We start from the raw sequence: 15567 nt of genomic DNA on the forward strand, positions 1-15567 counted from the left end.
CTCAATTAATTATCGATTTTATAATAAAGTTCAAATCTAAATAAAAACTCCAATTTTGCACGTATTTTTTATTGATTTCAACCTTATCTGCCCAAATAATCGTTCTATTGTAATTTTCTGGGTCTGATTGTTGTGACAAGATATCTTCTTCGTTTCTATATTTTATAGTTGCAGGTCCTGTTATTCCAGGTTTTACTTTTAATATAATTCGGTCATCGCCTTCCAATTCATCTGCAAACCCAACAACATCTGGTCTTGGCCCAACAAAACTCATATGCCCAGCTAAAACGTTAAAAATTTGAGGTAGTTCATCAAGTTTATAAGCTCTTAAAAACTTTCCAAAGGTTGTTGCACTTAAATCTAAATGTCCTAACACATGTGCTTCGCGCTTTAATGTTCTTATTTTAAAAATTTTAAACAACCTTCCATTTTGACCTACACGTGTTTGTAAGAAAAGACCAAACTGTCTTGTATCAAAAGTTGAAATCATCACCAAAATAAAGATAGGTATGGCTAAAATTGGGGCAAGTAGTAGTGACAATAATAAATCGAAAATACGTTTCTGTATTAGTTGATACTTTGTTATCACATTAAAAACGCTTAAAAAATCTTTTCACTCGTCCAAATAATGTTTGCTTATCATCTTGATGGTAAGCATTTCCGTAAACACCATAACCATAGCCATAACCGTAACCATAACCGTAACCATAGCCATAATTATGATTGGTTTTATGCTTATAAAAGTTCAACACAAAACTTATGTTTTTAACCTCACCAGCACGATGTTTAGCATTAATAAGAGCCAGCATTCCTTTTTTTGTATAATCAAGTCTTACCATAAATATTGAAGCATCGGCATATTGGGTTAACTCTAATGCATCTGTAACAAGACCAAGTGGAGGTGTATCCAACACAATCATATCATAATCTTCTCTAAGGCGCTCAATTAAAACCTTCATTTTATCACTCATAAGTAATTCTGAAGGATTTGGAGGCACGGGACCGGAAGGAACGATATCTAAATTATCGATGTGTGTGGTATACTTCACATCATCAAAAGTACTCTCTTCAATGAGATAATTAACAACTCCCTTATCATTATTGATATTGAAATCTCCAAAGATTTTTGGCTTACGCAAATCTAAACCTAATAAAATTGTTTTCTTTCCAGATAGTGCATAAACTGTTGCTATATTGATAGAACAAAACGTTTTTCCTTCACCACTAACTGAAGAGGTAATCATTAAGGTTTTGCCTTTATCACTACCTTGTTTTTTATATATAAACTGCAAACTAGATCGAATAGCTCTAAAAGACTCAGCTACAGCTGATTTAGGCTTTTCAAAAACAATTAAGTTATTCTTATAGTTATATTTTCCAATTAAACCTAAAATTGGAATATTTGATAGCTGTTCAATTTCATCAGATCCATGAATGGTATTATCAAGTAAAAACATGATAAAGATTAAAAACATTGGTGAAAAAAAACCAACCATTAGAGCCATCATGTAATTTAAGGTCTTGTTTGGTCCAATTGGAGTGTTACCAATATCTTTTGCTTCATCTATTACCACAATATCAGACACGTTTGCCGCTTTTACAATAGCTGCTTCACCTCGTTTTGCTTGATAAATATCGTAGGCTTCCTGACTTATATTTAATTGTCTCTGAATCTTTAAATACTCTTGTTGATCTTCAGGTAAATTAGACAGTTGGGCTTCTAAATTAGCTATGTTTCTATTGATGCCATTAAGTTGAACATTTATAGAACTTTTTGTCGCATCTATCGTTTCTAACAATACCTTGCGTTCTCCATCAATTTGACGGTCGATATCTTTAAATAAAGTTGAACCTTCCTTCGTTGTATACTCAAGTTTTTGCCTGTCACTGGCAAGACTCACAATTTTTGATACACTTGTAAGAATATTACTTTCATCTATTCCAACAGAAGTCGGCGCAGCTATCTTAGTATAATCGGTTTTAGTCTGTAAATAGTTTTCAAGAAAATTAAGATAATCTAACTTAGAGTTTTCTTCTTCTTTCTTGACATCAAACGTTTTTAGTTTTTCAGAAATTTTAGTAAGTTCCTCATTAATATTAAACACCTTGTTTTCCTTTCTGAAATTATTCATTTGATCTGTAACATCTTTCAAATCACCATCTACTACGCGTAAACTACTATCAATAAATTTAATGGTATTTGTGGCATAAAGGTTTTTTCGCTCTAACTCGGTTCTACTTAAAATATCTGCCGTAGCATTTAAATAATCGGCAATTTTGGCTTTATTATTCCCTGTTAAAGCCAATTGTAATACAGAAGACGCTCTAGTGGAGGGATTTATTTTTACCGCCTTTTGATATTTATATACAATGTTGTCGAAATTTGAAAACTGAAGATAATATTCTGATCCCGGTGGAATTTTCAATCCTCTTTTCTTTTGAATTATACCATTAAAAAAAGGCAGTACAATGCTGTCACCAAATTTAAATTTCTTTGTAAACTCTCCCGTTGGAACATTTACGCTATACTTCCGTTTGTCGTCATAACGCTGCACTTGTTTTCTAGACCCTTCAAACGTCATGAATACTTCAATATCTGTATCACTTAGTATTCTAATTCCAACAGGTTGACCTAAAACCTGCCCTCTAGAGGGATCAATGTCAAAAGTAAAAGGCGCTTTTTTATAGATATCAATCTTTCTATATTTCCCTTGAACCATATAATTCATATAAAACTCAAGAGAATCTACTACCTTTTCATTATGACGCCTAGTATTTATGGCTGTCATAATTTTACCAACTTTTCCTGAAACACCTCCCCAATTAAAGGAAATGCTTGTATTAGCCGTAAAAAAAGGATTTTGATCACTCTCAACAGAAATAAGAGAATTTAACTTGTAAACATTCTCTTTTCTTACATTTATAAAATATGCGGTTACTAAGGCTATTCCAATGCACAAAAACACCAATTTCCACAAATTGATGGCTTTGAACAAAAACCCTCTAAAATCAAAATTCGTTCTGTTTTGTTCTGAAGCGTCTATATTTTGATCTTCGTATGACATAAATCTATCTATTTAATAGTAAAATAAATGTTGTTAAAAAAGACACCACAGAAATCACCGTTGTGATGGTTTGTACACCAGTTGTTCCAGTACCCAAAATTTTCTGCTTTAATGGTTTTATATAGATAATATCATTGGGTTGAACATAATAGTAAGGCGATTTCATCACATTTCTATCGGTAAGGTCTAAATGATGTATTTTTTGACCTTGAGGATATTGTCTAATAATCTGAACATCTTTTTTATCACCTGTTAAGGGTATTTCTCCCGCATTGGCAATGGCTTCAAAAATATTAACACGTTCTTGATAAACAACCTGAGAACCAGGGTTTCCTATTTCACCACTAGCGGTATAACGTAATCCTGAAAGTTTAACCGTAATAAATATATTAGCTGTTTCTTTAAACTGTTCTTCTAACAAGCGGTCTTTTATGAGCTTCTCAATTTCCTCATAAGTATAACCTAATACATTAAATTTACCTAAATCCGGAATTCTAATATTTCCGTGAACATCAACTGTGAAACCGTCAAAATATGCGCGTTCTTCACCAGAAGCATTTAAATTACCTTCGCCTACTGGGTTAAAAATAGTGACATTCTCTTGGTCTAATACCTTAATTCTAATATTTAAAATGTCATTAATTTGAACACGATAAGGTTTTTGCTGTTCAATCATTACCTGAGTAGAATCTGCGGGTGTGTTTTTGTCTTGAAGATAAACAATATCCTTATAAGGAACGCAGGATGTTGATACAATACACAGTAACAATCCTGTAAGCAATAATAATCTATTCATTGTAAAGTTGCTTGTTGCTTCACAAATATAGCTTATCACCATTAATAACAAAACAATTCATCGTTTTTTTGAGTAATATCGCTTTCTTTGTAAAAAAAATAGTTTGAACTATCTTACTGTAGAAAACATATCAAAATCTTATGGCGAATTAGAACTCTTCTCAGAGCTCTCATTTAGCATTCATAAAGATGATAAAATTGCTTTCGTTGCGAAAAATGGAAGCGGCAAAACTTCAATTCTTAATATTTTATCAGGAGCAGATGTGCCAGATTCTGGCCAAGTTGTTATGAGAAATGGATTGCGTATTTCATTCTTATCCCAATCTCCTCAATTTAATAGCAATCTTACCATAAATGATACTATTTTCAATTCAGATTCTCCGCAGCTGAAAATCATTGAAAATTATGAAAAAGCGCTTCAAAATCCAGAGAGCATAGAGGCCTACCAAAAAGCATTTGAACAAATGGATATTCATAATGCTTGGGAATTTGAGCTTCAATTCAAACAAATTTTATCACAACTTAAACTCGATAATTTAAATCAGAAAATAAGTACCATGTCGGGAGGGCAAATAAAACGTTTGGCACTTGCTCAAGCCTTAATTAGCAATCCAGATTTACTCGTTTTAGACGAACCCACTAACCATTTGGATTTAGAAATGATCGAATGGTTAGAACACTACTTTGCTAAGTCGCAGTTTACACTTTTTATGGTCACTCACGATCGTTATTTCTTAGAGCGCGTTTGTAACGAAATCATAGAACTAGATCACGGCAAATTATACACCTACAAAGGTAACTACTCGTATTACCTTGAAAACAAAGAAGCGCGTATTACTCAAGAACAGGTTGAAACAGGCAAAGCCAAACAACTCTTTAAAAAAGAGCTTGAATGGATGCGGCGTCAGCCTAAAGCCCGAACAACAAAATCGAAATCTCGTATTGACGATTTTTCAGACATCAAGAAAAGAGCACACCAACGCAGAAAAGACCATAAAATTCAACTTGAAATTAATATGGAACGCTTGGGAAGTAAAATTGTAGAGTTTCATAATGTCTCAAAATCTTTTGAAGACAAGGTTATTTTAGATGGCTTTGAATACGTTTTCAAACGTGGCGAGCGCATTGGTATTATAGGAAAAAATGGAACAGGAAAGTCTACATTTTTAAATATGCTAACACATAGCATCAAACCAGACACAGGAAAAATCATTATTGGAGATACTGTGAAGTTTGGTTACTATACTCAAGGTGGAATTAATATTAAACCCCAACAGAAAGTCATTGATGTTATTAAAGAATTTGGCGAGTTTATCCCTCTGGCTAAAGGCCGACAAATTAGTGCCAAGCAGCTTTTAGAACGATTTTTATTTGACGGAAAGAAACAACACGATTATGTTGAAAAACTAAGTGGTGGTGAACAAAAACGTTTGTATTTATGTACTGTTTTGATTCAAAACCCTAATTTTCTAATTCTTGATGAACCCACTAATGATCTCGACATCGTTACTTTAAATATTCTCGAAGAATTCTTGCTAGATTTCCCAGGATGTCTTCTGGTGGTATCTCATGATCGCTATTTTATGGATAAAATTGTAGATCATCTTTTTGTGTTTAAAGGTGATGGAAAAGTGCAGGACTTCCCTGGTAATTATTCAGATTATCGCGAGTATGATCTTTCACAACCGTCTCAAACACCTACCGAAAAAACAGTAACGGCTCCTTCAGAAAAAAAGGCAGATACTAATAAAGCGCAAAAATTATCTTACAACGAGCAAAAAGAATACAAAAATCTAGAAAGTAAAATAAGGGCTTTAGAATTGGATAAAAAAGCGCTTGAAGAGCAATTTAATGACACTTCTTTAACTCAAGAAAAAATCAATGAACTTTCGCAAAAACTTCAAGTCATTATAGACGATATCGAAACAAAGGAAATGCGTTGGTTTGAGTTATCTGAGAAATTTGAATCTTAAGCTATGTTTCAAATTATTGAATACATAAAATTCCTATTTAAATCTACTAATCAGCATGGTGTGCATTCACCTTTTGTATATGATCTCGTCACCAAATGTTTTTATGATAAGACTAAGTATAAAACCTATTCGAAACTTTCAAATTACAAAACATCTTTACTAAACAATAAGCAACTAGTTACCATTACAGATTTTGGGTCTGGCTCGCGAGTATTCAAATCAAATTCTAGAACCATCAAGGCTATAGCTAAAAATTCTGGAACTTCATTAAAACGAGCTAAGTTACTATATAGATTGGTGCAGTACATTAAACCACAACACACACTAGAACTAGGAACATCTCTGGGTATAGCGACACATGCTATGGCCTTAGGACATACTAAAAATGCTGTCGTATCTATAGAAGGATGCCCTTCGCTTTCCGAAGTTACAAGGCAACAACTATCTAACTCCAATATAACTAATGTAACACTTAAAACAGGAGAGTTTGAAACTGTACTACCGCAACTTAAAACCAACAATTACGACCTCATTTTTTTCGATGGTAATCATAATAAAGAAGCAACATTGCGGTATTTTCATGAATTAATCGAAACAGCCAATAACGATTCTATATTTATTTTTGATGACATTCATTGGTCTAAAGACATGGTAGATGCATGGAAAAGCATCCAGAATCACCCAAAAGTCACAGTAACTATCGACACCTTTTTCTGGGGTTTTGTAAGTTTCAGAAAAGAGCAAGCCAAAGAAAATTTCATCATTAGATTGTAACAACATTTAATCTGTTGCGTCATATGTACTGAAATCTGTATCTTGCAGAAACATCAATTAAAAGTAAATTCCAGTATGGGAAACGTCATTGAAATTAGAGACATTATTCGTGATTTTCAACTCGGTCAAGAAACCGTTCATGTTTTAAAAGGCATTAATCTCGATATCGAACTAGGTGATTATGTAGCGATTATGGGACCTTCAGGTTCAGGAAAATCAACACTAATGAACTTATTAGGTTGTTTAGACACACCAACGGCAGGTTCTTATGTACTTAATGGAAATGATGTAAGTCAGATGTCTGATGACGAATTAGCCGAAATTAGAAATACTGAAATTGGCTTCGTTTTTCAAACCTTTAACTTATTACCCAGAACTACGGCTTTAGACAATGTAGCATTGCCAATGGTATATGCAGGGAAATCTAAATCTGAGCGTACCAAACGTGCAGAAGAAGTGCTTACAGATGTAGGTCTTGCCGATCGTATGGACCACAAACCAAATCAACTTTCTGGTGGTCAACGACAGCGTGTAGCTGTTGGCCGAGCTTTGGTAAACAAACCTTCTATTATTTTGGCCGATGAGCCTACAGGAAACCTAGATTCTAAAACAGGTTTTGAAATCATGGCCTTGTTTGACGAAATTCACCAAGCAGGCAACACCGTAATTATGGTAACACATGAAGAGGATATTGCTGCTCATGCTAAACGTGTGATTAGGCTTCGTGATGGCATAGTAGAGAGCGATACTCGTAACTAACAATGTCTATACTTGGATGTATTGCCATTTGCGTCGTTGGTTTTTTACTGACGTTTTTGGACGATAAGAATAAGTTTAATTTAGAATTCTATAAAGGTCTTAACCTTAACCAACTCGAAGATGAACTCATTTCAGTATTAGATGAGATTTTAGAAAAACACCATAACAATTCTAAATTCACGTCTAAAGATTTTAGCAATTTTGAACTATTCGATGACCAAATTGCAAACTACAAAATGGCCATAATTGAAAAAAATGGGAGTGAATTAGATAAGCTATCGGAAGAATTTTCCGGAACCAATAAGATTCCAGGCAGGTTTCACATGTTATCGAAGAATAATGGCTGGCAAAAAGAATTCGATCAAATCAATCAGCGATTTCTTTATATTTTTAGCGCATTTGCAAATTATTACCAAAACACACATTAGATTTTGATCGTATACATTATAATTATCGTACTCATTATTGTTTTTGTTGGGAATCCCTTTCGGCAAAAGCGTACTAAGTATAAAGATTCTTACGAAAAGAAAAAGAACAAACGACGCTTTAAACGTTAAAGACTACATTACAAAATATGTTCTCGGTTTTTTTCGGTAATAGAGAACCAAAATAGTTATGAAATCACTAAAATATGTTTTAGCAACATTACTTTTTATAGTTTTTCTTGAGTTAATTTCTTATGGCTTTAGCCAACTATTCTTCAAAGCATTTGAAGACTTAGCAATTAAATACTATAAATTCATTTTCCCTATTGCAACAGCATTGGAGCTCATTGCTATTTTTATTTTATTGCTCTTAATCTACAAAAAGAAACTTCTCATTTTTTTTAAGGTTCCCAAACGATATGCATTTATTGCCATCGCTCTTGGTGCTTCTTTCGTTTTCATTCAAACTCCTTTAAACGACATATACAATGCTCTTTTTAATACAAACATCAATATTGTCTACGATTTTGATGTAGCCAACATCGATTTTTATATGTTGATTTCTACCGTAATATTCATCCCGTTGGCAGAAGAGTTATTCTTTAGAGGTTATATCCAAGAAGGTCTAAATAGACATATTAAACCAAAACTTGCCATCTTGATATCTTCGTTATTGTTTAGTCTTATTCACTTGCAACTTGTGGCCTTATTTTTCCCTGAATCAGAGTTATTACATCTCGATTTTCATTTAACTTACATCACATTTTTTGGAGGCCTTATCTCAGCGCTTCTCTATTATAAATCAAAGTCATTTGTGCCTTCGATCTTGTTTCATATGAGTTGGAATTTTTGGGTAACGCTAGCTTAGTTTCAAGAAGCTATCCAAAACCTTTGCCTGTTCTCTTATTACTTTTTAACTTGCATCTATGAAAATTTACACAAAAACAGGTGACAAAGGAACTACAGCACTTTTTGGTGGCACACGTGTTCCTAAACACCATATTCGGATTGACAGCTACGGAACCGTAGATGAGCTTAACTCGCATCTCGGACTTATTAGAGACCAAAATATTAATAATCATTATAAAGATGTGCTTATTGATATTCAGGACAAATTATTCACAGTTGGGGCTATTTTAGCAACAGATCCTGAAAAAGCGACACTCAAAAATGGAAAAGACCGATTAAATATCCCTAAAATTTCCGAAGCCGATATTACGCAACTCGAACAAGAAATGGATACGATGAACGAAGCGCTTCCTCCAATGACACACTTTGTATTGCCTGGTGGACACCAAACTGTGTCATTCTGTCACATTGCACGCTGTGTGTGCCGTAGAGCCGAACGTCTTGCTAGTGCGCTTAACGATTTAGAACCTTTTCAGCCTGAAAGTTTAACCTATCTCAACCGACTTTCTGACTACCTATTTGTATTGGCACGAAAGTTGTCACATGATTTGCAAGCCGAAGAAGTAAAATGGATTCCTAAGAAAGAATCCTAGAGTACCACTTTGCAGAATAAATTAACAGTTCTACTAGGCTTAAACGATTGAAAATGTAAGTTCTTTTAAATTATTATTTAATTAATTCGATTTTTTCTTGACTTTTTGAACTATAATTTTATTTTTGCAAAAAAATAAACACACTAAGAAATGTATTGGACATTAGAATTAGCATCTTATTTAAGTGATGCACCTTGGCCAGCAACAAAAGACGAATTAATAGACTACGCTATTAGAACAGGAGCTCCTCTGGAAGTTGTTGAAAATCTACAAGCGATAGAAGACGAAGGCGACTCTTACGATTCCATTGAAGAAATCTGGTCAGATTATCCCACAGACGAAGATTATCTATGGAATGAAGATGAGTATTAAAGGTAATTGAAACAAAAATTACATTTTACATAAAAGAAAAGTTAAAAAGTCTCTAAATGAGGCTTTTTTTGTGCCTGAAATTTTCAGTATAACTAACACAAATCATATCTTTGAATTCCAGAATTTTAAAGATTAAACGTTGTCCGCAACGTTTCTAATAACATAAATAAACACAAATGAGTTTTTTAAATTCAGTACTTAAAGTATTTGTAGGAGATAAAGCCAAGCAAGATGTCAAGGCGCTTACTCCTATTGTAGAACAAGTGAAATCTTTTGAAAGTGCACTTGAGCAATTATCACACGATCAATTAAGAGCCAAAACGGCCGAGTTCAAGGACAAAATTGCAGAAGCACGTAAACCGCTTCAAGACCAAATAGATCAATTATTAAAAGATGCCGAGGCTACTGATGATATTGACAAACGTGAAGACATCTACCTTGAAATAGATAAAATCAAAGATGACATTTACGAAGTAACTGAAACGGTTCTTAATACTATTATGCCAGAAGCATTTGGTGTGGTTAAAGAAACTGCAAAGCGTTTTGTTCATAATACAGAAATTGCTGTTCAGGCTAATGAGTTTGATCGCTTAATTTCTGGTGATAAAGAGTATGTTACTTTACAAAACGATCAGGCCGTTTGGGCAAATTCTTGGGATGCTGCAGGTAAGCCTATTACTTGGGACATGATTCATTATGATGTTCAGCTTATTGGTGGAGCCGCAATGCACCAAGGAAAAATTGCAGAGATGCAAACTGGTGAAGGTAAAACCTTAGTGGCAACACTTCCTGTATACTTAAATGCTTTAGCTGGAAATGGTGTGCACTTAGTAACGGTTAACGATTACTTAGCAAAACGTGATAGCGCGTGGATGGCTCCTATTTTTGAGTTTCATGGCTTGAGTGTTGATTGTATCGATTATCATACGCCAAACTCTGAAGCGCGTCGTAAAGCCTATCGTGCCGATATTACCTACGGAACAAATAACGAATTTGGTTTTGATTACTTAAGAGATAATATGGCACATTCGCCAGACGATCTTGTACAGCGTCCGCATCACTATGCTATTGTTGATGAGGTCGATTCTGTATTAGTTGATGACGCGCGTACGCCATTAATTATTTCTGGACCTATTCCGCAAGGGGATCGTCATGAGTTCACAGAATTAAAACCTAAGGTTGATACGATTGTTAATGTACAACGTAAAGAATTGGTTGGCGTTTTAGCCGAAGCCAAAAAATTGATTGCCGAAGGTGATACTAAAGAAGGTGGTTTCTTATTATTAAGAGCCTACAGAGGTATTCCTAAAAATAAAGCCTTAATCAAATTTTTGAGTGAGGAAGGTATCAAGGCACTACTTCAAAAAACAGAAAACTTCTACATGCAAGATAACAACAGAGAGATGCCAAAAATTGACGCAGAGCTCTACTACGTTATCGAGGAAAAAAATAATCAGGTAGAATTAACAGATAAAGGTGTCGAATTCCTCTCTGGAAAAGAGAATCCAGATTTCTTCGTCATGCCAGAAATTGGTATGGAGATTTCTAAGATTGAAGCCAAAGGCTTATCAAAAGAAGAGGAAGCAGCCGAAAAGGAAGAGTTGTTTAGAGATTTCGGAATTAAATCGGAACGTATCCATACACTCAACCAATTACTAAAAGCATATGCTTTATTTGAAAAAGACATCCAGTATGTTGTTATGGATAATAAAGTTATGATTGTTGATGAGCAAACAGGTCGTATTATGGATGGTCGTCGTTATAGTGACGGATTACACCAAGCCATTGAAGCCAAAGAAAATGTAAAGATTGAAGATGCTACGCAAACCTTTGCTACAGTAACACTACAGAACTATTTCAGAATGTATCGCAAACTGTCTGGTATGACAGGTACAGCGGTTACCGAAGCTGGTGAATTCTGGGAAATTTATAAATTGGATGTGGTAGAAATTCCTACCAACAGACCTATTGCACGTGATGACAGACAAGATTTAGTGTACAAAACGAAACGTGAAAAGTACAATGCCGTTATTGATGAAGTAACACTATTATCTCAAGCTGGTCGTCCTGTATTAATTGGTACAACTAACGTAGAGATTTCTGAGTTGCTTGGAAAAATGTTATCCATTAGAAAAGTACCTCATAACGTTCTTAATGCGAAACTTCATAAAAAGGAAGCCGATATTGTTGCCGAAGCTGGACAACCAGGACAGGTAACGATTGCAACCAATATGGCAGGTCGTGGTACCGATATTAAATTAAGTGATGCTGTAAAAGAAGCTGGAGGTTTGGCCATTGTTGGTACAGAACGTCACGATTCGCGTCGTGTTGACCGTCAGTTACGTGGTCGTGCTGGTCGTCAAGGAGATCCAGGAAGTTCGCAGTTTTATGTATCGTTAGAAGATAATCTTATGCGTTTATTTGGTAGTGAGCGTATTGCCAAAATGATGGATAAAATGGGATTAAAAGAAGGTGAAGTGATTCAGCATTCTATGATCTCAAAATCGATAGAGCGTGCACAGAAAAAAGTGGAAGAAAACCAGTTTGGTGTTCGTAAGCGTTTATTGGAGTATGATGATGTGATGAATGCCCAACGTGAAGTGGTTTACAAACGTCGTCGTCATGCCTTACAAGGTGAGCGTCTTCGTGTAGACTTAGCTAATATGATTTATGATACTTCGGAAGGGATTGCAGAGTCTAATAAGGAGTCTAACGATTTCAAGAATTTCGAATTCGAACTCATCAGATACTTCTCTATGAGCTCGCCAATTTCCGAAGCTGAATTCGAAAAACTGTCATTCCAAGATATCGCTGGAAAAGTCTATAAAGCTGCTTTTGAGCATTACAGACAGAAAATGCAACGTAATGCAGAACTGGCGTTTCCTGTGATAGAAAATGTCTATCTCAACCAACGTGATAAATACAAGCGTATCGTGGTTCCGTTTACGGATGGTGTAAAGAATTTACAGGTTGTTACAGATCTTGAAAAGGCTTATGAAACTAAAGGAACGCAGTTAATTAACGATTTTGAAAAGAACATTACTTTAGCTATTGTTGATGATGCTTGGAAAACGCATTTACGTAAAATGGATGAGTTAAAGCAGTCTGTACAATTAGCGGTTCACGAGCAAAAAGATCCTTTATTAATCTATAAGTTTGAGGCTTTTGAGCTTTTCAAAGATATGATTGATCAGGTGAATAAAGATGTGATTTCATTCTTATTTAAGGGTGAATTACCTTCGGAAACACAAAATAACATCCAAGAGGCTAAAGCACGTAAGCAAGAGAAACTAGAAACGCAGAAGGAAGAGATTCCTAATATGGACGAGCGTGCAGCACAAAGTCGTGCGGCAGGAAATACGCAACGTCAGCCTGAGGTTGTAGAAACGATTGTTCGCGACAGACCGAAAATTGGACGTAATGATCGTGTGACTATCAAGCATGTGATGAGCGGTGAAAATAAAGTCGTAAAGTACAAGCAAGCCGAACCTTTAATCGCTAAAGGCGAATGGGTTCTCGTAGAAGACTAGTCGTTAAACGACATTTGGCAGTCGCTAAGCGGTCACTAAGTGACGTTTGGCAGCTTACTCAGATGTAAAATTCAGTTAGCATGTCACACTGAGCGCAGTCGAAGTGTCTTATAAATATAATAAAATCCTGAGCTGTTGGCTCGGGATTTTTTTATAAGCACTTAGGAATTGCTAAAATCTCCTATGGCGTAAAAAAACATAAAATCACTATATTAGACTGGTCGCTAAACTGTCACTAAGCGGTCGCTAAGCGACATTTGACAACTCACTCCGACGGAAAAACGATGTTTGACACTGTTTACTCTTTCGTAAAGTAGCATTGTCACACTGAGCGCAGTCGAAGTGGTCGCTAAGCGACATTTGGCAATTCACTCAGGCGTATGTCACACTGAGCGTAGTCGAAGTGTCTCTTTTAAAATCATAGTTATGAAACAATTAGGCTTAAGTATAATAATCTTTCTTTTCCATTGCGGATTACATGCTCAAGAGGTGAGTTTTACCAAAAGCGAAACCGATTCTTTATTGACGTATACACTTGTGAATCATACCTACGCTCCTATTACCTTATCGGTAAAAAAACTATCTGAACTCGATGCTGGTATCGACACAGGAGACTTTATTTGTAGTCCTAAAGATTCGCTAGTCGAAATCTTTAAATTCCCAAAAGCGATAGCTACAGATTCCAGTTTTAAAGTAAGTACGCATCTTAAACTGTCTATGGCCTACGGAAAGAAACTCCATAAAGACTCTATAAAACATGTAGACTATGAGCTTCCTTTCCTAAAAGGTAAGCGCTATAAGGTCATTCAGGCTTATGGTGGGCGATTATCACACCGAAGTGACCAATCGTACTACGCTATTGATTTTAAAATGCCTATTGGTGACACCGTTGTTGCAGCACGTCGCGGACGCGTTATTAGAACCGTAGATCATTTTACAGAGCATGGTGGAGCATCGTATAGAGATAAGGCCAATCAGATTCTTATTTATCATGATGATGGCACTATAGCCTTTTATGTGCATCTAAATACCAATGGTGTTTTGGTGAATTTAGGCGATATTGTAGAAGCCGGACAACCTATTGGTATTTCGGGACATACAGGGTATTCTACAACGCCACATTTGCATTTCGTCATTCGCAATTTTAGAAGTGCGATTCCCATCCAGTTTAAAGAGAAAAAAGATCTTGGCAAACGCTCTGGGGTTTGGGCTAAGAAACCGCAATCTTAAAACCACCATATCAACGACAATTTTATTAAAAACCTTACTAAAAGTAAGGGTTTCCGTAATGTGTTTTATATCTAAGTCTATACTTTAGCGCTACAAGCACAAACAGGCATTTTTACTTAAAATACAGGTATATATACCTATACATTGTATTTGGTAATGTAGTAGCTTTATGGGTTGTAGAAAAGAGAATTATTTCTGTTTGGGTGTTATGTTACCTGAAACGGGAATTAAGTTCCTTATATGAGGAGTTAGCAAACATTAAGTACCTACTAGTGGGTATTTTACAAATCGAAAAATAATATGACCTTGTAATTATAAAAACTGACTAAAATGAAAAATTTTACACTACTGATGCTTGTCCTTTTTGGACTTACGTTGAATGCACAAACAGACATAGAAAAAGGAAGTTACCAATTTACAACTAACATAATTGAAGATTTTTCGCCTATGAAAGAAAAAGGAGATACTCAAGAAGTTGAAATATTTAAAGGTAGTAAAGTAACCGTTGTAGGAATGTCAAACGATTTAAAAACTGTTTATATTAAATATTGGAATTATCCTGACAACATCACGACTAGAAATGGATTTTTAGGAAAGAAGACCGTATCTGCAAACCAAAAAGCTACTGATTATAATAATAAAATTTTTGAACTATCTTCTGAATCATTCAAAAGAATAACTCAATCACTTTACAAAAGATATAAAGGTACTAGTGTTGGTGTATATACTATCCCATTTAGATTAAGGGGAAGTGGAGATGATTTTGATTTTGAATCTAGTCTTTCTTTACAAGCTAATTTAGTTGCTGGATTTGGAAAGAGAGCAAGTGAAAATTCTTGGATTGATTTATCTTTAGGGATTGGTTTAACAGGTGTTAATTTGAACTCAAATAATAGTAACGTAACTGACCAAAGAACGGCATCAGCATTTACAGTTTCTAGCGGAGTCGTTGTTAAACCATCTAAATTTGCAAATATTGGTTTGTTTCTTGGTTGGGACAATTTAGGAGTAAATGATAGGGACGTTGATTGGGTACATAACGGAAATTTATGGTTGGGATTAGGAATTAATATCAGTTTCAATACAATTACAACTGATGAGTCTGCTAAAGGAGATAAACAATAACGTCTGCTAACAATGGC

At 35.0% G+C, this 15567-nt stretch carries 13 protein-coding genes; 10 read left to right on the forward strand and 3 right to left on the reverse strand.

The annotated features are described in order from the left end of the window. Nucleotide 1: 1 nt before the first annotated feature. From Q0893_RS13205 to Q0893_RS13215, 3 genes are read right to left on the reverse strand one after another with little or no spacing between them, the layout of a single operon-like run. Nucleotides 2-589, reverse strand: a complete 588-nt coding sequence (locus Q0893_RS13205; protein WP_298903207.1) for a sugar transferase — start codon at nt 587-589, stop codon at nt 2-4. 1 nt (nt 590) lies between these two features. Further along, nucleotides 591-3065: a tyrosine-protein kinase family protein gene (locus Q0893_RS13210; RefSeq protein ID WP_298903206.1), complete on the reverse strand. Its 2475-nt coding sequence runs from the start codon at nt 3063-3065 to the stop codon at nt 591-593. 4 nt (nt 3066-3069) lie between these two features. After that, nucleotides 3070-3861, reverse strand: coding sequence for a polysaccharide biosynthesis/export family protein (locus Q0893_RS13215; protein WP_298903205.1), 792 nt, complete (start codon nt 3859-3861; stop codon nt 3070-3072). 103 nt (nt 3862-3964) lie between these two features. Between Q0893_RS13215 and Q0893_RS13220 the strand changes: the two genes are divergently transcribed. The 10 genes from Q0893_RS13220 (at nt 3965) to Q0893_RS13265 (ending at nt 15550) form a co-directional block, all read left to right on the forward strand. Next, nucleotides 3965-5833: an ABC-F family ATP-binding cassette domain-containing protein gene (locus Q0893_RS13220; protein ID WP_299276357.1), complete on the forward strand. Its 1869-nt coding sequence runs from the start codon at nt 3965-3967 to the stop codon at nt 5831-5833. 3 nt (nt 5834-5836) lie between these two features. Continuing rightward, complete coding sequence (locus Q0893_RS13225) at nt 5837-6607, forward strand: O-methyltransferase (RefSeq protein WP_298903201.1); 771 nt, start codon at nt 5837-5839, stop codon at nt 6605-6607. A gap of 75 nt (nt 6608-6682) precedes the next feature. Beyond that, on the forward strand, nt 6683-7366 hold the full coding sequence (locus tag Q0893_RS13230) for an ABC transporter ATP-binding protein (protein WP_298903200.1): 684 nt from the start codon (nt 6683-6685) through the stop codon (nt 7364-7366). A 2-nt stretch (nt 7367-7368) separates the two neighbouring features. Continuing rightward, nucleotides 7369-7794, forward strand: coding sequence for a hypothetical protein (locus Q0893_RS13235; protein WP_299276362.1), 426 nt, complete (start codon nt 7369-7371; stop codon nt 7792-7794). 187 nt (nt 7795-7981) lie between these two features. Further along, a complete protein-coding gene (locus tag Q0893_RS13240; protein WP_299276365.1) occupies nt 7982-8659 on the forward strand; it encodes a type II CAAX endopeptidase family protein in 678 nt (225 codons plus the stop codon). A gap of 58 nt (nt 8660-8717) precedes the next feature. Beyond that, nucleotides 8718-9293 (forward strand): cob(I)yrinic acid a,c-diamide adenosyltransferase, encoded by a 576-nt coding sequence (locus tag Q0893_RS13245; protein WP_298903197.1) that lies wholly within the window; start codon nt 8718-8720, stop codon nt 9291-9293. Nucleotides 9294-9443: 150 nt separating this feature from the next. Continuing rightward, entirely contained in the window at nt 9444-9665 is a 222-nt protein-coding gene (locus tag Q0893_RS13250; protein ID WP_010177336.1) for a DUF2795 domain-containing protein, read from the forward strand. A 176-nt stretch (nt 9666-9841) separates the two neighbouring features. Further along, a complete protein-coding gene (gene secA / locus Q0893_RS13255) occupies nt 9842-13195 on the forward strand; it encodes a preprotein translocase subunit SecA (protein WP_299276368.1) in 3354 nt (1117 codons plus the stop codon). Between the two features lie 426 nt (nt 13196-13621). Next, nucleotides 13622-14425, forward strand: a complete 804-nt coding sequence (locus tag Q0893_RS13260; RefSeq protein ID WP_299276371.1) for a M23 family metallopeptidase — start codon at nt 13622-13624, stop codon at nt 14423-14425. A 330-nt stretch (nt 14426-14755) separates the two neighbouring features. Further along, complete coding sequence (locus tag Q0893_RS13265) at nt 14756-15550, forward strand: hypothetical protein (RefSeq protein WP_299276374.1); 795 nt, start codon at nt 14756-14758, stop codon at nt 15548-15550. Nucleotides 15551-15567: the final 17 nt, after the last annotated feature.

It is taken from the genome of uncultured Psychroserpens sp., from assembly GCF_947494225.1.
Lineage (GTDB): Bacteria > Bacteroidota > Bacteroidia > Flavobacteriales > Flavobacteriaceae > Psychroserpens.

Excerpts from the sequence above, each read along its gene's own strand:
- Q0893_RS13210 (WP_298903206.1), bottom strand. The coding sequence starts at position 3,065 with ATGTCATACGAAGATCAAAATATAGACGCTTCAGAACAAAACAGAACG.
- Q0893_RS13215 (WP_298903205.1), bottom strand. The coding sequence starts at position 3,861 with ATGAATAGATTATTATTGCTTACAGGATTGTTACTGTGTATTGTATCA.
- Q0893_RS13225 (WP_298903201.1), top strand. The coding sequence starts at position 5,837 with ATGTTTCAAATTATTGAATACATAAAATTCCTATTTAAATCTACTAAT.
- Q0893_RS13230 (WP_298903200.1), top strand. The coding sequence starts at position 6,683 with ATGGGAAACGTCATTGAAATTAGAGACATTATTCGTGATTTTCAACTC.
- Q0893_RS13235 (WP_299276362.1), top strand. The coding sequence starts at position 7,369 with ATGTCTATACTTGGATGTATTGCCATTTGCGTCGTTGGTTTTTTACTG.
- Q0893_RS13240 (WP_299276365.1), top strand. The coding sequence starts at position 7,982 with ATGAAATCACTAAAATATGTTTTAGCAACATTACTTTTTATAGTTTTT.
- Q0893_RS13245 (WP_298903197.1), top strand. The coding sequence starts at position 8,718 with ATGAAAATTTACACAAAAACAGGTGACAAAGGAACTACAGCACTTTTT.
- Q0893_RS13250 (WP_010177336.1), top strand. The coding sequence starts at position 9,444 with ATGTATTGGACATTAGAATTAGCATCTTATTTAAGTGATGCACCTTGG.
- secA (WP_299276368.1), top strand. The coding sequence starts at position 9,842 with ATGAGTTTTTTAAATTCAGTACTTAAAGTATTTGTAGGAGATAAAGCC.
- Q0893_RS13260 (WP_299276371.1), top strand. The coding sequence starts at position 13,622 with ATGAAACAATTAGGCTTAAGTATAATAATCTTTCTTTTCCATTGCGGA.
- Q0893_RS13265 (WP_299276374.1), top strand. The coding sequence starts at position 14,756 with ATGAAAAATTTTACACTACTGATGCTTGTCCTTTTTGGACTTACGTTG.